Annotated in this window: 23 protein-coding genes; 20 read left to right on the forward strand and 3 right to left on the reverse strand. The window is 69.4% G+C overall.

Translation table 11 applies throughout. The annotated features are described in order from the left end of the window. Positions 1-75 precede the first annotated feature (75 nt). Positions 76-648, forward strand: a complete 573-nt coding sequence (locus SBI80_RS06145; RefSeq protein ID WP_318973491.1) for a TetR/AcrR family transcriptional regulator — start codon at positions 76-78, stop codon at positions 646-648. Positions 649-663: 15 nt separating this feature from the next. On the opposite strand, the gene SBI80_RS06150 is transcribed toward SBI80_RS06145, so the two are convergent. Further along, positions 664-1,503, reverse strand: a complete 840-nt coding sequence (locus SBI80_RS06150; RefSeq protein ID WP_318973492.1) for an aldo/keto reductase — start codon at positions 1,501-1,503, stop codon at positions 664-666. Between the two features lie 5 nt (positions 1,504-1,508). Beyond that, the gene (locus SBI80_RS06155; protein ID WP_318973493.1) at positions 1,509-2,366 is read right to left on the reverse strand and encodes an aldo/keto reductase; all 858 of its coding nucleotides are present in this window, start codon (positions 2,364-2,366) and stop codon (positions 1,509-1,511) included. Here SBI80_RS06155 and SBI80_RS06160 point away from each other — a divergent pair. From SBI80_RS06160 to SBI80_RS06250, 19 genes are all read left to right on the forward strand, one after another. Beyond that, entirely contained in the window at positions 2,365-3,525 is a 1,161-nt protein-coding gene (locus SBI80_RS06160; RefSeq protein WP_413232638.1) for an alpha/beta hydrolase, read from the forward strand. The genes SBI80_RS06155 and SBI80_RS06160 overlap by 2 nt on opposite strands. Positions 3,526-3,558: 33 nt before the next feature. Beyond that, positions 3,559-4,368 carry a DsbA family protein gene (locus SBI80_RS06165; protein ID WP_318973494.1) on the forward strand — a complete coding sequence of 270 codons (810 nt, stop codon included), beginning with the start codon at positions 3,559-3,561 and terminating at the stop codon, positions 4,366-4,368. After that, positions 4,365-4,991 carry a vitamin K epoxide reductase family protein gene (locus SBI80_RS06170; RefSeq protein ID WP_413232639.1) on the forward strand — a complete coding sequence of 209 codons (627 nt, stop codon included), beginning with the start codon at positions 4,365-4,367 and terminating at the stop codon, positions 4,989-4,991. Before SBI80_RS06165 ends, SBI80_RS06170 begins: the two co-directional genes overlap by 4 nt. 34 nt (positions 4,992-5,025) lie before the next feature. Continuing rightward, positions 5,026-8,439 carry a pyruvate carboxylase gene (locus SBI80_RS06175; protein WP_318973495.1) on the forward strand — a complete coding sequence of 1,138 codons (3,414 nt, stop codon included), beginning with the start codon at positions 5,026-5,028 and terminating at the stop codon, positions 8,437-8,439. Further along, complete coding sequence (gene rsmD / locus SBI80_RS06180; protein WP_318973725.1) at positions 8,436-9,005, forward strand: 16S rRNA (guanine(966)-N(2))-methyltransferase RsmD; 570 nt, start codon at positions 8,436-8,438, stop codon at positions 9,003-9,005. Before SBI80_RS06175 ends, rsmD begins: the two co-directional genes overlap by 4 nt. Before the next feature lie 24 nt (positions 9,006-9,029). Next, entirely contained in the window at positions 9,030-9,509 is a 480-nt protein-coding gene (gene coaD, locus SBI80_RS06185) for a pantetheine-phosphate adenylyltransferase (RefSeq protein ID WP_318973496.1), read from the forward strand. A 107-nt stretch (positions 9,510-9,616) separates the two neighbouring features. Beyond that, the gene (sepIVA, locus tag SBI80_RS06190) at positions 9,617-10,354 is read left to right on the forward strand and encodes a cell division protein SepIVA (protein WP_318973497.1); all 738 of its coding nucleotides are present in this window, start codon (positions 9,617-9,619) and stop codon (positions 10,352-10,354) included. Positions 10,355-10,403: 49 nt separating this feature from the next. Beyond that, positions 10,404-11,042 carry a YceD family protein gene (locus tag SBI80_RS06195; protein ID WP_318973498.1) on the forward strand — a complete coding sequence of 213 codons (639 nt, stop codon included), beginning with the start codon at positions 10,404-10,406 and terminating at the stop codon, positions 11,040-11,042. Further along, on the forward strand, positions 11,039-11,788 hold the full coding sequence (gene rnc / locus SBI80_RS06200) for a ribonuclease III (RefSeq protein WP_318973499.1): 750 nt from the start codon (positions 11,039-11,041) through the stop codon (positions 11,786-11,788). The genes SBI80_RS06195 and rnc overlap by 4 nt, the downstream gene beginning before the upstream one ends. Then, a complete protein-coding gene (mutM, locus tag SBI80_RS06205) occupies positions 11,781-12,629 on the forward strand; it encodes a bifunctional DNA-formamidopyrimidine glycosylase/DNA-(apurinic or apyrimidinic site) lyase (protein ID WP_318973500.1) in 849 nt (282 codons plus the stop codon). The genes rnc and mutM overlap by 8 nt, the downstream gene beginning before the upstream one ends. A 38-nt stretch (positions 12,630-12,667) precedes the next feature. Further along, positions 12,668-13,141, forward strand: coding sequence for an OsmC family protein (locus SBI80_RS06210; protein WP_318973501.1), 474 nt, complete (start codon positions 12,668-12,670; stop codon positions 13,139-13,141). Continuing rightward, complete coding sequence (locus SBI80_RS06215) at positions 13,138-13,428, forward strand: acylphosphatase (protein WP_318973502.1); 291 nt, start codon at positions 13,138-13,140, stop codon at positions 13,426-13,428. The genes SBI80_RS06210 and SBI80_RS06215 overlap by 4 nt, the downstream gene beginning before the upstream one ends. A gap of 46 nt (positions 13,429-13,474) precedes the next feature. Then, positions 13,475-17,071, forward strand: a complete 3,597-nt coding sequence (gene smc / locus SBI80_RS06220; RefSeq protein WP_318973503.1) for a chromosome segregation protein SMC — start codon at positions 13,475-13,477, stop codon at positions 17,069-17,071. A 79-nt stretch (positions 17,072-17,150) separates the two neighbouring features. Further along, positions 17,151-18,557 carry a signal recognition particle-docking protein FtsY gene (gene ftsY / locus SBI80_RS06225; RefSeq protein ID WP_318973504.1) on the forward strand — a complete coding sequence of 469 codons (1,407 nt, stop codon included), beginning with the start codon at positions 17,151-17,153 and terminating at the stop codon, positions 18,555-18,557. Between the two features lie 149 nt (positions 18,558-18,706). Then, entirely contained in the window at positions 18,707-20,017 is a 1,311-nt protein-coding gene (locus tag SBI80_RS06230) for an ammonium transporter (RefSeq protein WP_318973505.1), read from the forward strand. A gap of 39 nt (positions 20,018-20,056) precedes the next feature. Further along, on the forward strand, positions 20,057-20,395 hold the full coding sequence (locus tag SBI80_RS06235; RefSeq protein ID WP_284227624.1) for a P-II family nitrogen regulator: 339 nt from the start codon (positions 20,057-20,059) through the stop codon (positions 20,393-20,395). Positions 20,396-20,471: 76 nt separating this feature from the next. Next, positions 20,472-22,979, forward strand: coding sequence for a [protein-PII] uridylyltransferase (locus SBI80_RS06240; RefSeq protein ID WP_318973506.1), 2,508 nt, complete (start codon positions 20,472-20,474; stop codon positions 22,977-22,979). 50 nt (positions 22,980-23,029) lie between these two features. Next, positions 23,030-24,601, forward strand: coding sequence for a signal recognition particle protein (ffh, locus tag SBI80_RS06245; protein ID WP_318973507.1), 1,572 nt, complete (start codon positions 23,030-23,032; stop codon positions 24,599-24,601). Position 24,602: 1 nt separating this feature from the next. Continuing rightward, positions 24,603-25,700 (forward strand): amidohydrolase family protein, encoded by a 1,098-nt coding sequence (locus tag SBI80_RS06250; RefSeq protein WP_318973508.1) that lies wholly within the window; start codon positions 24,603-24,605, stop codon positions 25,698-25,700. A gap of 58 nt (positions 25,701-25,758) precedes the next feature. Here SBI80_RS06250 and SBI80_RS06255 read toward each other — a convergent pair whose 3' ends face one another. Beyond that, a complete protein-coding gene (locus SBI80_RS06255) occupies positions 25,759-26,598 on the reverse strand; it encodes a D-alanyl-D-alanine carboxypeptidase family protein (RefSeq protein ID WP_318973510.1) in 840 nt (279 codons plus the stop codon). Positions 26,599-26,635 lie beyond the last annotated feature (37 nt).

Here is a 26,635-nt window from a genome sequence, read left to right on the forward strand (position 1 = left end):
GTCCGACGTGCTGGCTTGTCCGTGCATCCGCACCACGGATAACTTGGACACATGTCCAGTCAAGGGTCGTCCGACGTGACCGACTTGGAGGTTCGGCGGCGCGCCAGGTCGAACGAGGAGATCACCCAGCGGCTGGTCGATGCGACCGTGGCCCTGCTGCGCGAGTCCTCGGCGAATCACGTCACGGTCCACGAGGTGGCCACCCGCGCCGGCGTCTCCACCAGGGCCGCTGGTGAGCTGTTCTCCTCGACCGACGCCCTGATCGTCGAGACGTGCCTGCGCCGGATTCGGGGCGTCGAGTTGAGTACCGAGGCCAGCCACGGTTCGCTGACCCGGGTCGCCGAGCAGCTCAGCCAGATGATGCTGATGATCGCAGAGGAGCCCGCGATCGCGTCGGCCTGTTCGGCGGTGTTCCTCGACGGCGGGCCGACCGCCGACCGGGCGCGGGAGCTGATCGGACAGGAGATCCACCGGCTCATCGCCTCCGCCGTCGGCCCCGGCTCGTGGCCCGAGGTGATCACCACGCTCGAGCTGGTGTTCTCCGGAGCCCTGATTCAGGCGGCGGCGGGCACGATGACCTTCCAGCGGGCCGCCGAACGCGTCGAGACGGCGGTCAGCCTCATCCTCGAGGGAGTGCCGCCGCGCTGACCCCTCGACGACGGTCTAGGTGCCCGTGTACGTCGCGGGGTCCGGGCGGAAGCGGGTGCCCTCGTCGAGCCCGTTGAGCGCGTCCATGTGCTCGGCGGCCAGCTCGAACTCGAACACGTCGGCGTTCTCGACGATCCGCTCCGGCGTCGCCGACCGGGGGATGACGACGTTGCCGAGCTGCAGGCTCCATCGGATCAGCACCTGGGCGGGCGACTTGCCGTACTCCCCAGCGATCGAGGTGACGGTCGGATTGTCCAGCAGCCGACCGACGCCCAGCGGCCCGTAGGCCTCGGTGACGATGTCGTGCTCGGCGTTGGCGGCGCGCAGCTCGGCCTGGTTAAGCAACGGGTGCAGCTCGATCTGGTTGATGGCGGGCGCGCTGAAGGACAGCTCGATGACGTTGGACAGATCCTCGGCCGAGAAGTTGCATACGCCGATCGACTTGGCCAGGCCGTCCTCCCTGAGCTTGAGCATGCCGCCCCAGCTGTGCATGTAGGCGCCGGGGTCGGGACCGGGCCAGTGGATCAGGTAGGCGTCGACGTAGTCGGTGCCCAGTCGCTCGAGGCTGGCCCGGCAGGCGTCCTGAGCCGACCGGAACCCGTGATCCGGCATCGCCAGCTTGGTGGTGACGAAGATTTCCGCGCGCGGAATGCCGGACGCGGCGATCGCGCGCCCGACCGCCGCCTCGTTGCCGTAGGCCGCCGCCGTGTCGATCAGGCGGATGCCGATCTCGAGCGCGGTCGAGACCGCGCGCTCGGTTTCGGCGTCCGACAGTTCGCCCACCCCGATTCCGAGCGCGGGAATGCTGTTCTCGTCGTTGAGTGCCACCGAAGGAATGGCTGCCGCCGAGGTCATGTCACCTACCCTGTGAAGTTGAAGGTTCGTGGATCGGGCCCCAGCCGCGTGCCGTCCTCGAGCGAAGCGATGGACGCCATGTCCTGCTCGCCGAGTTCGAAGTCGAACACGTCGATGTTGCTCTTGATCCTGTCGGGGTTCACCGATTTGGGGATGACGATATTACCGAGCTGCACGTGCCACCTAATCAAGATCTGAGCTGGTGTCCGCCCGTGCGCCTCGGCAATGCCGACGACGGTGGCGTGCTCCAGCAGTGAGCCCTGTCCCAGCGGGCTCCACGCCTCGGTTGCGATGCCGAGCTTGGCGTGCAACTCCCGCAGTTCGTGCTGGGGGAGCAGGGGATGGAGTTCGATCTGGTTGACCGCGGGGACGATGCCCGTCTGGTCGATCAGCAGCGTGAGGTGCTCCGGTTCGAAGTTGCTGACGCCGATCGAGCGAATTCGGCCCTGATCGCGGAGATGGGCGAACGCCCTGAAGGTGTCGACGTAGGCGTCGACCTCGGGCAGTGGCCAGTGGATGAGGTAGAGGTCCAGGTAGTCGAGCGCGAGCTTGCCCATGCTCTCGTCGAAGGCCCGCAGCGTCTTGTCGTAACCCTGTTCCGAGTTCCAGAGCTTGGTCACGACGAAGACGTCGTCGCGGGCGATTCCCGAGGCCTGTGCACCGGCGAGGGCCAGCCCCACTTCTGCTTCGTTACCGTATGCCGCCGCGGTGTCGACGTGGCGATAGCCTGCGTCCAGCGCGGCAGTCACCGCGCGTTCGGTGTCACCCGCCGGGGTTTGCCATACCCCCAGTCCGATGGCTGGTATCGAATTACCGTCGTTCAGCGTGATCGAGGGAACCGAAGGGTTCGAAGGAGAAGCCATGACGAGAAGTCTGCCAGTCGAGGGTCGGATCGCCGCGCGCACCGCGCCGGTGCCGCACGCCGAGGTGGGCCGTCCCGGGCGGGCCAAGCTGGCGATGCTGAACGCATCGAGCGCGGTCATGCTGCGGCTCCTGCCGCACGTCCCCGACGCCGTCAAACGACTATTGCTCGGCCGACGCACGATCACGGTCGACGGCAACACGCTCGACACCACGTTGCAGTTCATGCTCGCCGCGCAGCGGGCAGCCGGGGTGAACGGATTGGTCGCCAGCAGCGATGTCGGCGTCGCGCGCGACCAGCTGCGCACCCTCTCGGCGATGCTCGACGCCGGCATCGCCGTCGGGGTCCGGGACACCTCGGTGCCCGGTCTCGAGGGACCAATCCCGGTGCGGCACTACACCCCGGTCAACGTGGTCGGCCCCGCGAGCGGGTCGGGCGGGCGGCCACCGCTGCTGGTCTTCTTCCATGGCGGCGGGTTCGTCGTCGGCGATCTGGACACCCACGACGGCCTGTGCCGGCTGATCTGCCGCGACGCCGGCATCGGTGTGTTGGCCGTCGACTACCGGCTCGCCCCGGAGCATCCGGCGCCCGCCGCCTTCGACGACTGCTACGCCGTCTACCGCTGGGCCCTCGAGCACGCCGCCGAGCTCGGCGCCGACCCGGCGCGGGTCGCGGTGGGCGGCGACAGCGCCGGCGGCAACCTGGCGGCGGTCGTCTGCCAGGCGGCGCGCCGCGACGCCGTCCCGCTGCCCGTCCTGCAACTCTTGATCTACCCGGTCACCGACTTCGTCGACGACACCCGGTCCAGGACGCTCTTCTCCGACGGATACTTCCTGTCGCAGAAGGACATCGACTGGTTCCGCGAGAACTACTTGCTCGGGTCGGCACTGGAGCTGAGCGACCCGAGCATCTCGCCGCTGCTGGCGGAGGACCTGTCCGGGCTGCCGCCGGCGATGGTGCTGACGGGCGGCTTCGATCCGCTGCGCGACGAGGGCAACCGGTATGCCGAGGCGCTCGCGGCGGCGGGCGTGACCGTCGATCATCGACAGTTCGGGTCGCTGGTGCACGGCTTCGCCAACTTCTTCCCGCTCGGAGGTGCCAGCGCGACCGCGACCGCGGAGATGATCTCGGCGCTGCGGGCCCACCTGAGCCGGGGCTGAGGGGCCGCTGCAGGCCGCCGGTACCCTAGTGCCGTGGCCACGAAACCCAAGAAGAACGCCAGCTACGACCTGAAGGCTGCCGACCGCAGGCGCAACATCATGATCCAGGTCGGACTCACCGCGATCGTCGTCATCTTCGCCGTGGTCCTGGTGCTCTATATCGTGATGTCCGGCAAGGACAAGCCGGCCGGCGGAGACACCAAGGCGATCCGGGTGGCGACGAGCAACGTGGTCACCAAGGACGGCAGCTCGGACCCGAAGGTCGTTGTGTCGCTCTACGAGGACTTCCTGTGCCCGGTCTGCGGGAACTTCGAGCAGCAGTTCGGTCCCACGCTGAGCAAGCTGGTGGACAGCGGTGCGATTGCCATCGACTACAACATGGTCGCCATCCTGGACCGGCCGTCGAACCAGAACTACTCCTCGCGAGCGGGTGCGGCCGCCTACTGCGTGGCCGACGCGGACACCTCGCCCGACAAGGAGGTGTTCCGCCGCTTCCACGCCGCGATGTACGCCCAGCAGCCCAGCGAGACCGGCACGACGTTCCCCACCAACGCCCAGCTGATCGAGACCGCCCGCCAGGCCGGCGTCGTCGGCAACGTGCCCGAGTGCATCAACAACGGTCGCTACCTCGACCTGGTCAAGGGTCTCGCGGCCGCCAACGGCGTCAACGCCACACCGACCGTCCGCATCAACGGGGAGGACTACAAGCCGTCGACACCCGACGCGCTGGTCGCCAAGATCAAGGAGATCGACGGCAACGTCGCCGGGTTGAGCACGGCCCCCGCCGCCCCCGCCCCGATCTCCCCGGCGCCCGCGCCGGCCAGCCCCACCACCACCCGGTGACCGTCGCCGCGGCGGGTGACACCGCGTCGATCGACCCCGACGAGCGCGGCGGCGTGCGGGTGGGTACCGCGAGCGCGGTGTGGATCTTCATCGCCGGCGTGGTGGGCCTCGTCGCGGCCGCCACGCTGTCGATCGAGAAGATCAAGCTGCTCGAGAACCCGGCCTACGTCCCCTCCTGCAGCATCAACCCGGTGCTGTCGTGCGGGTCGGTGATGGTGACGCCGCAGGCGTCGGCCTTCGGCTTCCCCAACCCGCTCATCGGCATCGCGGCGTTCACCGTGGTGCTGGTCACCGGGGTGCTGGTGCTGGCCAAAGTGTCTCTGCCGCAGTGGTATTGGGTCGGGCTGGCGGTGGGAACGCTGCTCGGCGCGGTGTTCGTGCACTGGCTGATCTACCAGAGTCTGTACGTCATCGGCGCCCTGTGCCCGTACTGCATGGTGGTGTGGTCGGTGACGGTGCCACTGCTGGTGGTGGTGTCCTCGATCGCGCTTCGGCCGTTGGCGGGCAATGCGATTGCCCGCACGGTGTATCAGGTGCGCTGGTCACTGGTGGCGTTGTGGTTCACCGCCGTGGTGCTGCTGATCCTGGTCCGCTTCTGGAACTACTGGTCGACGCTGATCTAGACCGGACCGGAAGGGTCGCGAGTTAGGGTAGCGCGTGATCTCCAAACTCCTGGTCGCCAACCGCGGCGAGATAGCGATCCGCGCGTTCCGTGCCGCCTACGAGATGGGCATCGCGACGGTCGCGGTGTACGCCTTCGAGGACCGCAACTCCCCGCACCGGCTCAAGGCCGACGAGTCGTATCAAATCGGTGAGCCCGGGCATCCGGTGCGGTCCTATCTCTCCATCGACGAGATCATCCGGGTGGCCCGCGACGCGGGTGCCGACGCGGTGTACCCGGGGTACGGATTCCTCTCGGAGAACCCGAATTTGGCGGCCGCGTGCGCCGCTGCGGGCATCACGTTCGTGGGACCGGGAGCACACGTCCTGGAACTGACCGGCAACAAGGCCCGCGCGATCGCGGCAGCCCGCGACGCGGGGCTGCCGGTGCTGGCGTCCTCGGAACCGTCGGCGTCGGTGGACGACCTGGTCGCCGCTGCGGGGCAGATGAGCTTTCCCTTGTTCGTCAAGGCGGTTTCCGGTGGCGGCGGTCGCGGCATGCGGCACGTCACCGACGCCGAGGGGCTGGCCGAGGCGATCGAGGCGGCCAGCCGCGAAGCGGAGTCCGCGTTCGGCGACCCGACGGTGTACCTCGAGCAGGCGGTGCTCAACCCGCGCCACATCGAGGTGCAGATCCTCGCCGACGCCAAGGGCAATGTCATCCACCTCTACGAGCGGGACTGCAGCGTGCAGCGGCGCCACCAGAAGGTGATCGAGCTCGCGCCGGCGCCGAATCTCCCGGATGAGTTGCGTACCAAGATGTGTGCCGACGCGGTGGCGTTCGCCCGCCGGATCGGCTACTCCTGCGCGGGCACCGTCGAGTTCCTGCTCGACGAGCGCGGCCACCACGTGTTCATCGAGTGCAATCCGCGGATCCAGGTCGAGCACACCGTCACCGAGGAGATCACCGACGTCGACCTGGTGGCCAGTCAGCTGCGCATCGCGGCGGGGGAGACCCTGGCCGACCTCGGGTTGAGCCAGGACGCGATCCAGATCCGGGGCGCGGCCATGCAGTGCCGCATCACCACCGAGGATCCGGCCAAGGGGTTCCGCCCGGACAGCGGCCGCATCACCGGTTACCGCTCGCCGGGTGGCGCCGGCATCCGCCTGGACGGCGGCACCAACCTGGGCGCGGAGATCGGTGCGCACTTCGACTCGATGCTGGTCAAGCTGACGTGCCGCGGCCGGGACTTCTCGACGGCCGTCGCCCGCGCGCGGCGCGCACTGGCCGAGTTCCGCATCCGTGGCGTGTCGACCAACATTCCGTTCCTGCTCTCGGTGGTCGACGATCCCGACTTCCGCGCCGGGCGGGTCACCACCTCGTTCATCGACGAACGGCCGCAGTTGCTGACCGGGCACGCCTCGGCCGACCGCGGATCCAAGATCATCAACTACCTCGCCGAGGTCACGGTCAACTCGCCGTACAAGGGCATCACCCGGGTGTACCCGCAGGACAAGTTGCCCGAGATCGACCTGGAGTCACCGCCGCCCTCGGGGAGCAAGCAGCGGCTGGTGCAGCTGGGGCCCGAGGGCTTCGCGGCTTGGCTGCGGGACTCGCCCGCCGTCGGGGTCACCGACACCACGTTCCGGGACGCGCATCAGTCGCTGCTGGCGACCAGGGTGCGCACCTCGGGTCTGCTCGCGGTGGCGCCGCACATCGCCAGGATGACCCCCGAGCTGCTGTCGCTGGAGTGCTGGGGCGGGGCGACCTACGACGTGGCGCTGCGGTTCTTGAAGGAGGACCCGTGGGAGCGGTTGGCCGCGCTGCGCGAGGTCGTGCCCAACATCTGTCTGCAGATGCTGCTGCGTGGCCGAAACACCGTGGGCTACACCCCGTATCCGGAGACGGTGACCGACGCCTTCGTCGAGGAGGCCACGGCCACGGGCATCGACGTCTTCCGTATCTTCGATGCGCTCAACAGCGTCGAGTCGATGCGTCCGGCGATCGACGCGGTCCGCGCGACCGGGACCGCGGTGGCGGAGGTGGCGATGAGCTACACCGGCGACCTGTCCGATCCGGGTGAGACGCTCTACACCCTGGACTACTATCTCGAACTGGCCGAGCAGATCGTCGACGCGGGCGCGCACGTGTTGGCGATCAAGGACATGGCCGGCCTGCTGCGGGCTCCCGCGGCGACCACGCTGGTGAGCGCGTTGCGCAGCCGGTTCGACCTTCCGGTGCACGTGCACACCCACGACACCCCGGGCGGTCAGCTGGCCACCTACGTCGCGGCCTGGCAGGCCGGTGCGAGCGCGGTCGACGGTGCGGCCGCACCACTGGCGGGCACCACCAGCCAGCCTTCGCTGTCATCGATCGTGGCGGCAGCCATGCACACGCGGTACGACACCGGGCTCTCGCTGCGCGCGGTGTGCGACCTCGAGCCGTACTGGGAGGCATTGCGAAAGGTCTACGCGCCCTTCGAGTCTGGATTGCCTTCGCCGACCGGTCGGGTGTACAGCCACGAGATTCCCGGTGGTCAGCTGTCGAATCTGCGCCAGCAGGCGATCGCGCTGGGGCTGGGCAATCGCTTCGAGGAAATCGAGGATGCGTACGCCGGCGCCGATCGGGTGCTTGGGCACCTGGTGAAGGTGACGCCGTCGAGCAAGGTGGTCGGCGACCTGGCGCTTGCGCTGGTGGGTGCCGGCGTCACCGCCGACGAGTTCGCGGCCGATCCGGCGCGATTCGACATCCCCGATTCGGTCATCGGGTTCCTGCGCGGTGAGCTCGGCGATCCGCCGGGCGGTTGGCCGGAACCGCTGCGCACCAAGGCACTTCAGGGACGTCCGCCGGCCAAGCCGGTCGCCGAACTGGGAGCGCAGGACGAGGAGCTGCTCGCGACACCGGGCCCCACCCGGCAGCGCACGCTGAACCGGCTGCTGTTCCCCGGCCCCACCAAGGAATTCGAGTCGCACCGCGAGATCTACGGCGACACGTCCCGGTTGTCGGCCAATCAGTTCTTCTACGGCCTGCGTCACGGTGACGAGCACCGCATCCAGATCGACAAGGGTGTCGACCTCATCATCGGGCTCGAGGCGATCTCCGAAACCGACGAACGCGGCATGCGCACCGTGATGTGCATCCTCAACGGGCAGCTGCGCCCCGTGGTGGTTCGCGACGAGAGCATCGCCGACACCGTCCCGGCGGCGGAGAAGGCGGACCGCACCAACGCCGACCACGTCGCGGCACCGTTCGCAGGCGTGGTCACCGTCAACGTCGCGTCCGGCGATCGGGTCAGCGCCGGTGAGACCATCGCGACCATCGAGGCCATGAAGATGGAGGCCGCGATCACCGCGCCGAGGGATGGGACCGTCGAACGCGTCGCGGTCTCGGCGACGGCTCAGGTCGAAGGCGGGGACCTGCTGGCGGTGATCTCCTCGGCGGGAGCGCAGCGAGCGGGGGAGCGAACCTGACCCGGATCGTCGGCGGTCGGTTCGGAGGGCGTCGAATCTCGGTGCCGCAGGCACGGTCCGGGCGCGGTACCCGGCCGACGACCGATCGCGTGCGCGAGTCGCTGTTCAACGTGCTCGACGCTCGCATGGACCTTTCCGGGCTCGCCGTGCTCGACCTGTACGCCGGCTCGGGTGCCCTCGGCCTGGAGGCGCTCTCGCGCGGCGCCGCGTCGGCGCTGTTCGTCGAGGCCGACCGGCGCGCGGCCGCGGTGATCTCCGACAACGCCGCCGCCCTCGGCGCCGCGGGGGCGACGGTGCGGTGCGGGACGGTCTCGGCGGTCCTCGCTGCAGGCGCGTCGCGCCCGGTCGACCTGGTGTTCGCCGATCCGCCGTACGAGGTGACCTCAGCCGAGGTGGAGGCGGTGCTGGCGGCCCTGGGCGAGAGCGGCTGGCTCAATCCGGGTGCCCTCGCGGTGGTGGAGCGCCCGGCGTCCGCCCCCGTGCTGGGCTGGCCGGCCGGCTGGACCGCGGGCCGGGATCGCCGTTATGGCGACACCCGCCTGGAGTTCGGTGAGTTCGAGTCCTGAGCCGGTGGCGTACCGTGCTCGACCATGAGTGGCGCCGTATGCCCAGGCTCGTTCGACCCCGTGACCCTCGGCCACGTCGACGTGTTCGAGCGGGCGGCCGCACAATTCGACGAGGTGATCGTCGCGGTGCTGGTGAACCCGAACAAGTCGGGGATGTTCACCGTCGAGGAGCGCCTCGAGCTGATCCGTGAATCCACGGCCCACCTGCCAAACGTGCGCGCGGAGAGCGGCACGGGGCTGGTGGTCGACTTCGTGACCTCCCGGGGATTGACGGCGATCGTCAAGGGGCTGCGCACGGGTACGGACTTCGAGTACGAGGTCCAGATGGCGCAGATGAACAGGCATGTCGCGGGTGTCGACACCTTCTTCGTGGCGACCAATCCGCAGTACGCCTTCGTGTCGTCCTCGCTGGCCAAGGAAGTCGCGTTGCTCGGTGGTGACGTCTCGAAGTTGCTGCCGGAGCCAGTCAACGTACGGCTGCGGCTCAAGCTCGCCGAACACTGAGATCCTCCGATGGCGCGGAAACCGCGACTCACCGGCGTGGCCTCCCTAGTCACACGGGTAACAGCAGGCACACTGGTAACGACCAACTAGGCCGGGAGGGTGTTGCCGTGTACCGAGTATTTGAGGCGCTCGACGAACTCGGAGCGATCGTCGAGGAAGCCCGCGGTGTGCCGATGACGGCTGGCTGCATGGTGCCGCGTGGCGACGTGCTCGAATTGCTGGACGACATCAAGGACGCCATCCCCGGCGAGCTCGACGACGCCCAGGACGTCCTCGATGCCCGTGACGGGATGTTGCGCGAGGCCAAGGACCATGCCGACTCGATGGTCGCCAACGCGACCGCCGAGGCGGACTCGCTGCTGAATCACTCCCGCGCCGAGGCAGACCGCATCCTGTCCGACGCAAAGGGCCAGGCCGACCGCATGGTCGCCGAGGCGCGCCAGCACAGCGAGCGCATGGTCATCGAGGCCCGCGAGGAAGCCAACCGGATCATGATGACGGCCAAGCGCGAGTACGAGGCCAGCACCGGACGCGCCAAGGCCGAGGCCGACCGCCTCATCGAGAACGGCAACATCTCCTACGAGAAGGCCGTGCAGGAGGGCATCAAGGAGCAGCAGCGCCTGGTGTCGCAGACCGAGATCGTGCAGACCGCGACCGCGGAGGCCACCCGGTTGATCGACACCGCCCACGCCGAGGCCGACCGCCTGCGCGGGGAATGCGACATCTACGTCGACAGCAAGCTGGCCGAGTTCGAGGACTACCTCAACGGCACGCTGCGCTCGGTGGGACGGGGCCGCCATCAGCTGCGGACCGCCGCGGGCACCCACGACTACGCACAGCGGTAGCCCGCGCGACGGATTCGGTCGCGTCGGGCCTCGGCCGTAGGATCGTCGAATGGCTGGGAAGTCGAATCATGCTGCGCGCGATCGTGCCCGAAGCGGCCCGCGATCACCGTTCGTCCTGGACATAGCCCGACTGGGCCGGCGGCCCGGCTCGATGGTGACCGTCGAGGAGACGGTGCCGGCGCCGTTCCGCATCGGCGTCGAACTCGTCGCGATCCCCGAGGGCGCACCGGTCGATCTCGATCTGCGTCTGGAATCGGTGTCGGAGGGCGTGCTGGTCAGCGGCACGGTGTATGCGCCCACCACGGGCGAGTGCGCACGCTGCCTGATGCCGGTCACCGGTGACGTGGAGATCTACCTCACCGAATTGTTCGCCTACCCCGACAGCACCACCGAGGCCACCACCGACGAAGAGGAGATCGGGCGGGTGGTGTCGGACTCGTCCGGTGACACCGTCGACCTCGATCAGCCGATCATCGACGCCGTGGGCATGGAGCTGCCGTTCTCCCCGCTGTGCCGCGACGACTGTCCGGGACTGTGCCCGGAATGCGGCGTCCCGCTTGCTGACTTCGACGGGTCCAACGGCACCGATCCCGTGCCGCACGTCCACGACGTGATCGACCCACGGTGGGCCAAGCTGGCGGCCATGACGGCCGAGGAGGAGCCGCCGGCGCCGGGAGGCCGCGAGTGACGGTCGATCGGACACCGCTGCTCGAGGCGCTTGGCGTCGACCTGCCCGAGGACCTGCTCACCCTGGCACTGACCCACCGCAGCTACGCCTACGAGGCGGGCGGTCTGCCCACCAACGAACGCCTCGAGTTCCTCGGCGACGCGGTGCTCGGTCTCGTCATCACCGCCGAGATCTTCACCAAGTACCCCGACCGCAGCGAAGGCGAGCTGGCGAAGCTGAAGTCCGCCGTGGTCAACACTCAGGCGCTGGCGCGGATCGCCAGGAATCTGACCGACGACGGCCTGGGCGCCTACCTGCTGCTCGGCCGCGGCGAGATCGGCAGCGGCGGAGCGCAGAAGGCCAACCTCCTCGCCGACGCCGTCGAGTCGCTGCTCGGCGCGACCTACGTCCACCACGGACACGAGGTCGCGGGCGAGGTGATCGTGCGGCTGTTCTCCGACGCGCTCGACGCCGCTGCCAACCTCGGGGCCGGTCTGGACTGGAAGACCAGCCTGCAGGAGCTGGCCGCCGCCCGCCGGCTGGGGGTCCCCGCATACGTCGTCACCTCGACCGGTCCCGAGCATGACAAGCACTTCACTGCCCGCGCCGTGGTCAACGGCGAGGACTGCGGCCACGGCGAGGGGCACACCAAGAAGGAAGCCGAGCAGCAGGCCGCCGCCGCTGCCTACGAGGCGCTCAAGGTGCTCGGCGACGCCGTCCCTGCCAACGGGACGCCCCCCGTCACCGAGCTCGCGCGGGATGCCTGAGCTTCCCGAGGTCGAGGTCGTCCGCCGCGGTCTCGCCGCCCACGTCGTCGGACGGACGATCACCGCGGTCCGCGTCAACCATCCGCGCGCGGTGCGCCGCCACGAGCTCGGTCCGACCGATCTGACGGCGCGCCTGCTCGACAACGTCGTCACCGGCACGGGGCGCCGGGGCAAGTACCTGTGGCTGACGCTCGCCAGCGGCGACGCCCTGGTGGTGCATCTCGGAATGAGCGGTCAGATGCTGCTCGGGCCGGTCGCGCGGACCGAACACCTGCGGGTGGCCACGCTGCTCGACGATGGCACGGCGATGAGCTTCGTCGACCAGCGCACGTTCGGCGGATGGATGATCGCCGACCTCGTCACCGTCGACGGCACCGAGGTGCCCGTACCCGTCGCCCATGTCGCGCGGGACCCGCTGGACCCGCTCTTCGACGTCGCGTCGGTGGTGAAGGTATTGCGGGGCAAGCACTCCGAGATCAAACGACAGCTGCTGGACCAGACGGTCGTCTCGGGCATCGGCAACATCTACGCCGACGAGTCGCTGTGGCGGGCCAAGGTCAACGGAGCGCGCATCGCCGAGACGCTGACCAAGCCGACGCTGGCTTCCATCCTCGGGCACGCCGCCGACGTGATGCGCGACGCGCTGAGCCAGGGCGGCACGTCGTTCGACTCGCTGTACGTCAACGTCAACGGCGAGTCGGGATACTTCGACCGGTCGCTGGACGCCTACGGCCGAGAGGGCGAGCCCTGCCGGCGGTGCGGCGCGGTGATGCGCCGCGACAGGTTCATGAACCGCTCCTCGTTCTACTGTCCGAAATGCCAGCCGCGACCGCGGCGTTGATGACCACGTCTCGCCATGCGAGCAGAGAGGGGAACCACATGACGGATCTGTGGGTCGAACGCACGGGCGTGCGCCGCTACACCGGTCGAAGCACCCGCGGTGCCGAGGTGCTCGTCGGCTCCGAGGACGTCGAGGGGGTGTTCACCCCAGGGGAGTTGCTCAAGATCGCGCTCGCCGCGTGCAGCGGTATGAGCAGCGACCACGCATTGCGCACCCGCCTCGGCGACGACTACCAGGCGACCGTGCGGGTGTCCGGGCCCGCCGACCGCGAGCAGGAGCGCTATCCGCTCCTCGAGGAGCAACTCGAGGTCGACCTCTCGGGGCTGTCCGAGGAGGAGATCCGCAAGCTCAAGACCATCGTCGAGCGATCCATCGACAAGGTGTGCACCGTCGGTCGCACGCTGAAGTCGGGCACCGAGGTGACGTTCGAGGTCGCCGATGAGCCGCTCGTGCGACGAGAAACGGCCGCCGATGAGCCGCTTGCGCGACGAGAAACGGTCGCCGAGAAGTGATTCCGCCGGCCGGCGAGGACGTCCGTCTGTCGGCCTGGGTGCACGGCCGCGTCCAGGGCGTCGGGTTTCGCTGGTGGACGCGTGCCAGGGCACTCGAGCTCGGGCTCACCGGATACGCGGCCAACAAGGACGACGGCCGCGTGCACGTGGTGGCCCGAGGACCCCGGGCCGCATGCCAGCGGCTGCTGGACCTGTTGCAGGGCGGTACCACGCCGGGCCGGGTGGACACCGTGGTCTATGACTGGGCGGCCGCCGGCGAGGAGATGACCGGGTTCGTCGAACGCTGACCGGCTGGCCGGGCTCCGCCCGGTGTGGCCGGTATTGTGGCACGTCATGCATCTGAAGAGTCTGACGCTGAAGGGCTTCAAGTCCTTCGCTTCGCCGACGACTCTGCGCTTCGAACCGGGCATCACGTGCGTCGTGGGACCCAACGGATCGGGCAAGTCGAACGTCGTCGACGCCCTGACGTGGGTGATGGGCGAACAGGGCGCGAAGACGTTGCGCGGCGGCAAGATGGAGGACGTCATCTTCGCCGGCACGTCGTCGCGGGCCCCGCTCGGTCGGGCCGAGGTGACGCTGACGATCGACAACTCCGACAATGCCCTGCCGATCGAGTACTCCGAGGTGTCGATCACCCGCCGGATGTTCCGCGACGGTGCCGGTGAGTACGAGATCAACGGCAGCAGCTGCCGATTGATGGACGTCCAGGAACTGCTGAGCGACTCCGGCATCGGCCGTGAGATGCACGTCATCGTCGGCCAGGGCAAGCTCTCCGAGATCCTCGAATCCCGCCCGGAGGACCGGCGCGCGTTCATCGAGGAGGCCGCCGGTGTGCTCAAGCACCGCAAGCGCAAGGAGAAGGCGGTCCGCAAGCTCGACTCCATGTCGGCGAACCTGAACCGGCTCTCCGATCTGACCACCGAGTTGCGCCGTCAGCTCAAGCCGCTGGGACGCCAGGCCGAGATGGCGCGGCGCGCCCAGACCATCCAGGCCGACCTGCGTGACGCGCGGCTGAGACTGGCGGCCGACGACCTGGTCACCCGGCGTACCGAGTTCGACGACACCAACCAGGCCGAGACCACGCTGCGACGAGAGCACGACGAGATCACCGCCCGGCTGGATACCGCGACCCTGGAGCTGACCGCCCACGAGACCGCCGTCTCGGGACTCAGCGGCCGCGCCGAGGCCGCGCAGCAGACCTGGTTCCGGCTCTCGGCGCTGGCCGAACGGGTGGGTGCGACCGTGCGGATCGCCGCCGAGCGCACGCAGATGCTCGACGCCGACGCCGATCGGTCCCAGGGCGCCGATCCCGAGGCGCTGGAGGCCCAGGCCGACGAGGTCGCCGAGCGCGAGCGGGAGTTGCTGTTCGAGTTGGCGGAGTCCCGCGAGCGCCAGGAGTACGCCCGCGCCGAGCTCAGCGAACGCGAACGCATGGCGGCCGAGGCCGAACGCGCACATCTGGCGGCCGCCCGTGCCGAGGCCGACCGCCGGGAGGGGCTGGCCAGGCTGGCCGGTCAGGTCGACACCATGCGCACCCGCGTCGAGTCGATCGACGAGGGGGTGGCCCGGCTCACCGTGGCCATCGAAGAGGCCGCGATGCGGGTGGAGCAGACCAGCGCGCAGTTCGACGAGGTCCAGAGCCGGGTCGCCGAGCTGGACGCGGGCGAGGTCGGCCTCGACGAGCAGCACGACCGCACCGTGAGCGCCCTGCGGCTGGCCGACGAGCGGGTCACCGAGCTGCAGGCAGCCGAGCGCGCGGCCGAGCGGCGGGTGGCGTCACTGCGGGCGCGCATCGATGCCCTCGCCGTCGGGCTGGACCGCAAGGACGGTGCGGCGTGGTTGCAGAAGCACCACGGCGGTCCCGGCCTGTTCGGATCGGTGGCGCAGATGCTGCGCGTCCACCCCGGACACGAGTCGGCCATCGCCGCCGTGCTGGGGTCGGCGGCCGACGCGCTGGCGGCCGAGGACTTCGGCGCCGCCCGCGCCGCGGTCGACGCGCTGAAGGAGGCCGATGGCGGCCGCGCCGCCCTCGTCTTCGGTGATTGGCCCGAAAGTCCGGTCGCGCAACGGGATTCGGATGAGCTGCTGCCCGATGGCGCACAGTGGGCGCTGGACCTGGTCGAACCGTCACCCCGCTTGCGCGGAGCGGTCGCGGCGTTGCTGGCGCGGGTCGTGGTGGTGCCCGATCTGGTCGCCGCACTGGACCTGGTGGCGGCCCGCCCGGCGTTGCGGGCAGTCACCCCCGACGGTGACCTGGTCGGTGCGGGCCTGCTCACCGGCGGTTCGGACCGCAAGCCGAGCACGCTGGAGATCTCCTCGGAGATCGACAAGGCGCGCAGCGAACTCGCCGATTCCGAACGACAGGTCTCCGAGTTGGCCGCCGCCCTGTCGGGCGCCCTTGCCGAGCAGGCGTCGCGCCAGGACGCCGCCGAGGACGCCCTTGCGGCGCTCAACGAATCCGACGCCGCCATCTCCGCGATCTACGAGCAACTCGGCAGGTTGGGTCAGGACGCCAGGGCCGCCGACGAGGAGTGGCAGCGGCTCATCGGGCAACGCAACGAGCTCGAGGCGGGCCGGGTCAAGACGGTCGAGGAGCTCACCGGGCTCGAGGAGCGCCTGCGCAACGCGCAGGAGGAGCCGATGTTCGACGCCGAGCCGGTCGACCGGCAGGAGTCGGTGGCGGCTGCCGAGGAAGCCAGGGCCGCCGAGTTCGAGGCGCGACTCGCGGTGCGTACCGCCGAGGAGCGCGCCAACGCCGTTCGAGGACAAGCGGATTCACTTCGTCGTGCAGCGGCCGCCGAACGCGAGGCACGGGTGCGCGCGCAACGGGCGCGCGAAGCCCGCGAACACGCCGCCGCCGTTGCCGCCGCCGTCGCGGAATCGGGCCGGCTGGTCGCCGCGCGGCTGGCCACCGCGGTCGCCGTGGCGGGCCGCACCCGCGACGGGCTCGCCGCCGAGCGCAGCCATCGCGCCGAGGCGCTGAACCGGGTGCGCCAGGAGGTCAACGAACTCAGCGCCAGACTCGCCGCGCTGACCGACTCGCTGCACCGTGACGAGGTCGCCAAGGCGCAGGCGGCGCTACGCATCGAACAGCTCGAGCAGCAGGCGCTCGAACAGTTCGGCATGGCCACCGACGACCTCGTCGAGGAGTACGGGCCGCATGTCCCGCTGCCCCCGACCGAGTTGGAGATGGCCGAGTACGAGCAGGCCAGGGAGCGCGGCGAACAGGTGACGGCACCGGCCCCGATGCCGTTCGACCGGCCCACCCAGGAGCGGCGCGCGAAGAAGGCCGAGCGCGAGCTCGCCGAGCTCGGCCGGGTGAATCCCCTCGCGCTGGAGGAGTTCGCGGCCCTCGAGGAGCGCTACAACTTCCTGTCCACCCAGCTCGAGGACGTCAAGGCGGCACGCAAGGATCTGCTCGACGTCATCACCGATGTCGACGACCGCATCCTGCAGGTGTTCTCCGAGGCCTACGCCGACGTGGAGCGGGAGTTCACCCAGGTGTTCGCCACGCTGTTTCCCGGCGGGGAGGGCCGCCTCGTCCTCACCAACCCCGACGACATGCTCACCACGGGCATCGAGGTGGAGGCCCGGCCGCCCGGCAAGAAGATCAAGCGGCTGTCGTTGCTGTCCGGTGGCGAGAAGTCCCTGACCGCCGTGGCGATGCTCGTCGCCATCTTCCGGGCCCGGCCGTCGCCGTTCTACGTGATGGACGAGGTCGAGGCCGCACTCGACGACGTCAACCTGCGACGGCTGATCAGCCTGTTCGAGCAGCTGCGGGAAGTCTCCCAGCTCATCGTCATCACCCACCAGAAGCCGACGATGGAGATCGCCGACGCCCTGTACGGCGTCACCATGCGCGGTGACGGCATCACGACGGTGATCTCGCAGCGCATGCGCGGTCAGGAGCTCGTCACCGCGCCGAGCTGACCCGGCCCACGGGCGCATGCGCGCCGTCCCGGCGCCGGGGGTGGTCGATCGTGGCCTGGCACCCTGAGACAATGACCCGGTGACGCAAGGTCAGCTGATAGGTCTCTGGATCGCACTAGCGGTCATCGCCGTAATCGTCGTCGTGGCGCTGGTCGTCGGGCTGGTGCGCTACCGGCGGCGACGGATCAGCCTGTCGTCGCAGGACGGCGCGACGGCACTCGACGAGCCCGTCGACAGATCCGGTGGCTACACCGCGTCGTCCCCGATTTCGTTCTCCCAGTCGACCGGCACCCTCGAACCGCCCCCGACCCGGGTGGCACCGCCGCTGGACACCAGCGGTCTGCCCGCGGTGGGCGATGACGCCACCATCCCGCGGGACGCGCCGAAGCGGTCGATCTCGGACGTGCAGCTGCCAGAGCCGACTGCGCCGGAGGCGCCAACGGCTGCGACGGCGCCGGAGGCGCCAACGGCTGCGACGGCGCCCCCAGCTCCAGAGGCCCCCGTCGAAGCCGAGGTCGCGGCGGAACCGGTGACGGTCGAGCCGTCGGTGATCGAGTCGATCGAGCCGGCGGACGGCAGGCTCGAGCGACTGCGTGGCCGGCTGGCCAAGTCGCAGAACGCGCTCGGCCGCAGCATGCTCGGTCTGCTCGGCGGAGGCGATCTCGACGAGGAGTCGTGGGAGGAAATCGAGGACACCCTCCTGGTCGCCGATCTGGGGCCGGTCGTGACGGAGTCGGTGATCACCGCGCTGCGCGCCAGGATGGCCGCCACCAGCGTGCGCTCGGAGGCCGACGCGCGTGCCGTGCTCCGCGAGGTGTTGGTCAAGGAGTTGCGGCCCGAGCTGGACCGCTCGATCAGGGCACTGCCGCACGCCGACAAGCCGTCGGTACTGCTCGTCGTCGGCGTCAACGGCACCGGCAAGACGACGACCGTCGGCAAGCTGGCCCGGGTGCTGGTCGCCGACGGCAGACGCGTCGTGCTCGGCGCGGCCGACACGTTCCGCGCTGCGGCGGCCGATCAGCTGCAGAGCTGGGCGGCCCGGGTCGGTGCCGAGGTGGTGCGCGGCCCGGAGGGGGCTGATCCCGCGTCGGTGGCCTTCGACGCGGTCGACCAGGGCATCGCCTCCGGTGCCGACGTGGTCGTGATCGACACCGCGGGCAGGTTGCACACCAAGACCGGTCTGATGGACGAGCTCGGCAAGGTCAAGCGCGTCGTCACCAAGCGCGCGGTGGTCGACGAGGTGCTGCTGGTGCTGGACGCCACCATCGGGCAGAACAGCTTGCCCCAGGCTCGGGTGTTCGCCGAGGTCGTCGAGATCACCGGTGTCGTGCTGACCAAGCTCGACGGGACTGCCAAGGGCGGCATCGTCTTTCGGGTGCAGCAGGAACTCGGGGTGCCGGTCAAGCTGGTCGGTCTGGGGGAGGGGCCCGACGATCTCGCGCCGTTCGAGCCGGCGGCGTTCGTGGATGCCCTGCTGGGGTCCTGACGTCGCGATTAACGTCGACGAAACGAAATCCGTCGATCCGTTCACATCGGTGAAACACAGCCGCGTCATCGGCGAAACAACGAGTGCGCAAAGTCTTGGCCTAGGTCATCGGTGACTAACCGTGGCATGGGCGAAGGAGGAACCTGCGAGTGGACGGCTTTCCGGTAATGGGTGTTCCCGATACGGGGGACACGGCATGGATGTTGGCGAGCGCCGCGCTCGTGCTGTTGATGACGCCGGGTCTGGCGTTCTTCTACGGCGGTATGGTCCGCGCCAAGGGCGTGCTCAACATGCTGATGATGAGCGTCAGCGCCATGGGCGTGGTGACCGTGTTGTGGGTGCTCTACGGCTACTCGATGGCCTTCGGCACCGACAAGTTCAACTTCGTCGGTGATCCGACCCAGTACTGGGGTCTGAAGGGACTCATCGGCGGGACCTACCTGCAGCTCAAGCCGACCGACGCGGCGGTCTCCATCCCGCTGGCCGGCACCATTCCGATGACCGTGTTCGTCGCCTTCCAGCTGATGTTCGCCATCATCACCGTCGCCCTGATCTCCGGTGCGGTGGCCGACCGGCTGAAGTTCAGTGGCTGGCTGCTGTTCTCGGCGCTGTGGGCGACCATCGTCTACTTCCCGGTGGCGCACTGGGTGTTCGCGTTCGACGGGGTCACCGGTGAGAAGGGTGGCTGGATCGCCAACCAGCTCAAGGCCATCGACTTCGCCGGTGGTACCGCGGTGCACATCAACTCGGGTACCGCGGGCCTGGTGCTGGCGATCATCCTCGGCAAGCGCATCGGCTGGCCCGGCACCATGATGCGTCCGCACAACCTGACGTTCGTCATGCTGGGTGCCGGCCTGCTGTGGTTCGGCTGGTACGGCTTCAACGCCGGTTCGGCGGTGGGCTCCAACGGCATCGCCGGCGCGACGTTCATCACCACGACCATCGCCACGGGTGCCGCGATGCTCGGATGGCTTCTCACCGAACGCATTCGGGACGGTCACGCCACCACGCTCGGCGCGGCGTCGGGCATCGTGGCCGGTCTGGTCGCGATCACCCCGTCCTGTTCCTCGGTGAATGCCATTGGGGCACTGATCATCGGCGTGCTGGCCGGCGTGGTCTGCGCGCTCGCCGTCGGACTGAAGTTCAAGCTCGGCTTCGACGACTCGCTCGACGTCGTCGGCGTCCACCTCGTCGGTGGTCTCCTCGGCACGCTCATGGTCGGCCTGGTCGCCGCTCCCGAGGCGCCCGCGGCGGTCGCGGGACTGTTCTACGGTGGCGGGTTCGACCAGTTGATCAAGCAGGCAATCGGCGCGTTCGCCGTGCTCGCGTACTCGGCCATCGGCACCGCCATCATCGCGTTGGTCGTGAAGTACACGATCGGTCTGCGTCTCGACCCCGAGGACGAGAGCAACGGCATCGACGAGGCCGAGCATGCGGAAACGGCTTATGAACTCGCGTGATCGGGAACAATTGACAGGGACTTGGAAGGAACCGACTAAATGAAGCTGATCACCGCGATCGTCAAGCCGTTCACCTTGGAGGACGTCAAGACGGGCCTCGAGCAGGCGGGCATCCTCGGCATGACCGTCAGCGAGGTGCAGGGCTACGGCAGGCAGAAGGGTCACACCGAGGTCTACCGCGGAGCGGAGTACTCCGTCGACTTCGTGCCGAAGGTGCGTGTCGAGGTCCTGGTGGACGAGTCCGCCGTCGACAAGGTGGTGGACGTCATCGTTCAAGCTGCCCGCACCGGCAAGATCGGTGATGGCAAGGTGTGGGTGAGTCCCGTTGACACCGTCGTCCGCGTGCGGACCGGTGAGCGGGGAAGCGACGCCATTTGACGCAGGAGTGATCTAAGCGTCGTCTCCCGGACGCGCATCGAGGAATCAGTCAACAGCACGTCCGGGGAGGACCGAGATGATCAAGAAGACACCAGATCCCGCCGCCGGTGCCCCTCGCTGGGAGCCACCGGCGGCGGGGTCGTCGCGTCCGGCCACCGATCTGGCCACCGCCGCCGAACAGTTGCTCAGCGGCGGTGCCCGGCTCGACTCCGCGGCGCTGCGTGACGCTCTGCTCGATCTGCACGAATTCTGGCTCACCACCAAGGCTGCCGAGATCGGCATCACGTCGACCAGTGGGTTCGCCATCGTCGCCACCGGCGGTCTTGGGCGCGGTGAACTGCTGCCGTACTCCGACCTGGATCTCACGCTGGTCCACGACGACATGCCCCGTGACGTGGTGTCGCAGGTGGCCGAACTGCTCTGGTATCCGTTGTGGGACGCCAACATTCACATCGACCACAGCGTCCGCACCGTTCCCGAGGCGCTCACCGTTGCGAGCCAGGACATCTCGGCGGGGCTGGCGATGCTCGACGCCCGCCACATCGCCGGTGACGCCGACCTGTCGGCGCTACTGGTCGGTGGAGCCCGGCGCCAGTGGCGGACCGGCATCGCGCCACGCTTCGAGGAGCTCGTCGCACACACCCGCGCGCGCTGGGAACGCAGCGGGCAGATCGCCCATCGCGCCGAACCCGACCTGAAGAACGGCCGCGGTGGATTGCGCGACGTCCAGCTGCTCAACGCGCTGGCCATCGCCCAGCTGGCCGATGCCTACCCGAGCCGCTCGCTGGCCTCGCCAACCGGTTCCCTTGGCGACGCGCACCTCGCGCTGCTCAACGTCCGCACCGAGCTGCACCGCGTGTCGCGACGTGGCAGGGAGATGCTGCTGGCCCAGTACGCCGACGAGATCGGTGCCGCGCTGCACATCGGTGATCGGTTCGATCTGGCCAGGATGCTCAGCGACGCCGCCCGCACCATCAGCTACTACGTCGACGCCGGCATCCGCACGGCCTCGAATGCGTTGCCGCGCCGCGGTTTGTCGGCACTGCGGCGCCCGGTGCGCCGCCCGGTCGACGAGGGCGTCATCGAGTACGGCGGCGAGATCATGCTCGCTCGCGACGCCCGTCCCGAACGCGATCCCGGTCTGATCCTGCGCGTCGCGGCCGCCTCGGCGACCACCGGTCTGCCGATGTCCGCGTCGACCCTGAGCCGGCTGGCCGAGACCGCGCCGGAGCTGCGCACGCCGTGGCCCCGCCAGGCCCTCAAGGATCTGCTGGTCATGCTGGGCGCTGGACCTGCCGCGGTATCCACCATCGAGGCGCTCGACCGAACGGGACTGTGGGGCAGGCTGTTTCCCGAGTGGGGTGCGGTCCGCGACCTGCCGCCGCGCGACGTGGTCCACATCTGGACGGTGGACCGGCACCTGGTCGAAACCGTTTCGCGGGCAAGTGCATTCACCACGCGTGTGTCGCGTCCCGACCTGCTGGTGCTGGGAGCCCTCACCCACGACATCGGCAAGGGGCGCGGCGGTGACCACAGTGTCATCGGTGCCGATCTGGCCACCCAGATCGGCACCCGGCTCGGCCTGTGGCCGTCGGACGTCGCACTGCTGTCGAAGATGGTGCGCTATCACCTGCTGTTGCCCGATACCGCGACCCGCCGCGATCTGCAGGACCCCAAGGTGATCTCGGCCGTCGTCGATGCCCTGGACGGTGACCCGGTGCTGCTCGAGTTGCTGCACGCGCTGGCCGAGGCGGACTCCCTGGCCACCGGCCCGGGAGTCTGGGGGGACTGGAAGGCCTCGCTGATCGGCGATCTGGTGCGCCGCTGCCGCCTGGTGGTGGCGGGCGAACCACTGCCGCAGCCCGACCCCATCGAGCCGCGTCACCTCACCCTGGCTGCCGACGGCGGGGTGCACGTGGAACTGGTGGCCGGTGACGGTGCGCACGTCTTCGACGTGGCGATGATCGCCCCGGACCGTCGCGGGCTGCTGTCCAAGGCGGCCGCCGTGCTGGCGCTGAACTCGCTGCGGGTGCACTCCGCATCGGTCAACAGCCACGACGGTGCGGCGATCAACACGTTCGTGGTGTCACCGCACTTCGGTTCACCGCCTGCGGCAGAATTGCTGCGCGAGCAGTTCGTCCTGGCGCTGGGGGGTGACCTCGACGTCCTCGGCGCCCTGGAGCGTCGCGATCGCGATTCCGCCGCGACGGTGACGACGCGGGCCGGGGACATCCCGGACGCCGTGCCCATCAATGCCCCCGCGCCGCCGCGCATCCTGTGGTTCGACGGCACCTCGCCCGGCGAGTTCGTGCTGCAGATCCGCAGCACCGACCGGGCCGGACTGCTGGCCAGGCTTACCGCTGTCATCGAGCGTGACGGGCTGGACGTCGCCTGGGCGAAGGTCACCACGCTCGGATCGTCGGTCGTCGACGCGTTCGGGCTGGTGGTGCCCGCGCTGACCGGCGACGATGCGCCGCGGGACACCGAGCACGACTACGTGCGGGCGCGGGAGGAACTCGAACGCGACCTCTATGCGGTGCTGCCCGCCCCCGGCCCGGCCAAGGCCGTGCCCGAGGCCAGCTAGCGGCGGTGGGTCGGGGTTCCCCGGTCGGCGCGCCCGGCTAGGCTAACGACGTGTTTGAATCCCTGTCCGACCGATTGACCGGGGCCCTGTCGGGCCTGCGCGGCAAGGGTCGGCTCACCGACGCCGACATCGACGCCACGGCGCGCGAGATCCGGCTGGCCCTGCTCGAGGCGGACGTCTCGCTGGCCGTCGTGCGTGCCTTCATCGCCCGGGTCAAGGACCGTGCCAAGGGCGCGGAGGTCTCCGGCGCGCTCAACCCGGCGCAGCAGGTCGTCAAGATCGTCAACGACGAACTGGTCGCCATCCTCGGCGGTGAGACCAGGACGATCCGCTACGCCAAGACGCCTCCGACCGTCATCATGCTCGCGGGCCTGCAGGGTTCCGGCAAGACCACGCTGGCCGGCAAGCTCGCCAAGTGGTTCAAGGGCCAGGGCCACACGCCGCTGCTGGTGGCCTGCGACCTGCAGCGCCCCGGCGCCGTCAACCAGCTGCAGATCGTCGGTGAGCGAGCTGGCGTCCAGGTGTTCGCCCCGCATCCCGGTGTGTCGCCGGGCGGCGAGGACATCGCGGCGATGAAGGCCGGCGATCCCGTGTCCGTCGCGGCCGCGGGTCTGGCCGAGGCCAGGGCCAAGCACTTCGACGTCGTCATCGTCGACACCGCGGGCCGTCTCGGCATCGACGAGGAGTTGATGGCGCAGGCCGGCGCCATCCGCGACGCCGTCGATCCCGACGAGGTGCTGTTCGTCCTCGACTCGATGATCGGTCAGGACGCGGTCACCACCGCCGAGGCCTTCCGCGAGGGCGTCGGCTTCACCGGCGTCGTGCTGACCAAGCTCGACGGCGACGCCCGCGGCGGCGCCGCGCTGTCGGTCCGCGAGATCACCGGCGTGCCGATCCTGTTCGCCTCCGACGGCGAGAAGCTCGAGGACTTCGACGTCTTCCACCCCGACCGGATGGCCAGCCGCATCCTGGGCATGGGTGACGTACTCACCCTCATCGAGCAGGCCGAGCAGCACTTCGACGCCCAGAAGGCCGAGGAGGCCGCCGCCAAGATCGGCTCGGGCGAGCTGACGCTGGAGGACTTCCTCGAGCAGATGCTGATGATCCGCAAGATGGGGCCGATCGGAAATCTGCTCGGCATGCTTCCCGGCGCCGGTCAGATGAAGGACGCCCTGGCCGCGGTCGACGACACCCAGCTCGACCGCGTGCAGGCCATCATCCGCGGTATGACGCCCGCCGAGCGCGCCGATCCCAAGATCATCAACGCCTCCCGTCGGTTGCGCATCGCCAACGGCTCCGGTGTGACGGTCTCCGAGGTGAATTCGCTCGTCGACCGGTTCTTCGACGCCCGCAAGATGATGTCGCAGATGGCTGGCCAGATGGGAATGCCGTTCGGGCGCAAGGGATCCACCCGCAAGGCCGCCAAGGGCAAGAACAAGCAGGCCGGCAAGAAGAAGGGCAACCGGGGGCCCACCCCACCGAAGGTCGGCAACCCGATCGGCGCAGGCGGTCTGCCGGCGGGGTTCCCAGATCTGTCCAACATGCCCAAGGGGCTCGACGAGCTGCCGCCAGGGCTGGCCAACATCGATCTGTCGAAGCTGAAGTTCCCCGGCCAGAAGTAGCGTGGCCGCGTTCCACCTCCGTGGACGGGGGTTGCCAGACGGCGAACCCGTCGAGTGGTGGGTAGTCGACGGTGTCCTCAGCGCCGAACCCGTGGCAGGCGCCGAGACCGTCTTCGGAGCCGACGGCGCCAGCGGGTGGATCATCGCAGGCCTGGTCGACGCGCACTGCCACGTGGGGCTCGGGCACGACGGCCCGACCGACCTCGACGAGGCCATCGCGCAGGCTGAGACCGAACGTGGCGTCGGTGCGCTGCTGTTGCGCGACGCGGGCTCACCCGTCGACACCCGCAGCCTCGACGATCGCGCGGACCTGCCCCGGTTGATCCGCGCGGGACGGCATCTGGCCCGGCCGAAGCGCTACATCCCCCGGCTGCCGCTCGACGTCGAGGACGAGTCGCAACTTCCCGCTGCGGTTGCCGAACAGGCCCGGCGCGGTGACGGCTGGGTGAAGCTGGTCGGCGACTGGATCGACAGGGCCGTGGGTGATCTCACGCCGCTGTGGTCCGACGACGTGCTCGTCGAGGCCATCGCCGCCGCGCATTCGCAAGGGGCCAGGGTGACGGCCCACGTCTTCGGCGAGGATGCCCTGCCCGGTCTGATCAACGCGGGCATCGACTGCATCGAACACGGCACCGGCATCACCGACGACGTCATCGCGCTCATGCTCGACCGCGGCACCGCACTGGTGCCCACCCTGATCAACATCGAGAACTTCCCCGGCATCGCCGACGCCGCGGACAAGTACCCCAGCTATGCCAGGCACATGCGGGATCTGTACGCCACCTGCAAGGGACGGGTCGCCGCCGCGCACGACGCCGGTGTCCCCATCTATGCCGGAACCGATGCCGGCGGGATGATCGCCCACGGCCGGATCGCCGACGAGGTCGAGGCGCTGACCACCGTCGGCATGACTGCGACGGCAGCTCTGGGCGCGGCCTGCTGGGATGCCAGGGCGTGGCTCGGCAGGCCAGCGTTGGAGCACGGCGCGTCGGCCGATCTGGTCTGCTACGCCGAGGACCCGCGCATCCCCGGGGTGCTGAACCATCCGTCGCGAATCATCCTGCGCGGCCGCGTCTTTCCCCCGCGAGCAGACGCATGAGGCCCGCAAGTGCCCGCATCGGGGGCCGTTTGCGTCTGCTCGCGAGGGAAAGCGCGGCTCAGGCGGGTTGACCGAAACCCCAGTCGAACAGGTTGATCGCCTGGCCGTAGAGGTCGCCGTCGCCGTACATCAGCACCACCAGCAACCGGCGCCCATTGCGCTGGGCGGCCGTGACCAACGTCTTGCGCGCCAGGTCGGTGTATCCGGTCTTGCCGGCGAAGTCACCGGGGTAGCGCGCGAGCAGTTCGTTCTGCGCGGTCAACGTCTTGACGCTGCCGCCCGGCCCGGGGAACGCTGCCGACGGGGTTTGGAAGATCCGAGCGATCAGCGGGTACTTCAACGCCTGGCGGTAGATCAACGCGAGATCGTATGGCGTCGTGACGGTTTCCCAACCGGGTCCGTCGAGTCCGGACGGGGACGACGCGCGGGTGCTGCGCGCGCCGAGCGCCCGGGCCTTGGCGTTCATCGCTGCCACCGCGACCCGTTGCCCGCCGAGCATGTCGGCGAGCATGTTGGCGGCGTCGTTGCCCGAGACCATCAACAGCCCCGCGAGCAGTTGCGTGGTGGTGTACGCCTGGCCCGGGATCAGCCCCACGCACGAACACTCCACCTTGGTGTGGCTGGAATTGGCTCGCGCGAAGGAGTTCGGGTCGAGGTGGTCCAGCACGACCATCGCCAGTAGCGGTTTGATGGTGCTGGCTGGGGCGTGCGCGCCGTTGGGATCGCGGCTGCCGAGCACCTTCCCGCTGTCCAGGTCGGCGACCAGCCAGGCCTGCGCCGGACCATCGGGTGGGGCCGTGACCGCACCCGAGGGCTGGGCGTCGGGAAGCGCTGACGCGGTGGGGGCGGTCAACGCCGCGGTGATGGCGAACGCCGTCGCCGCGAGCAGTCTGCGCACGCGGTGAGCCTAGGGATCGCAGGACTCATCCAGCGCG

The sequence above is a fragment of the Mycolicibacterium sichuanense genome (genome assembly GCF_033741125.1).
GTDB lineage: Bacteria > Actinomycetota > Actinomycetes > Mycobacteriales > Mycobacteriaceae > Mycobacterium.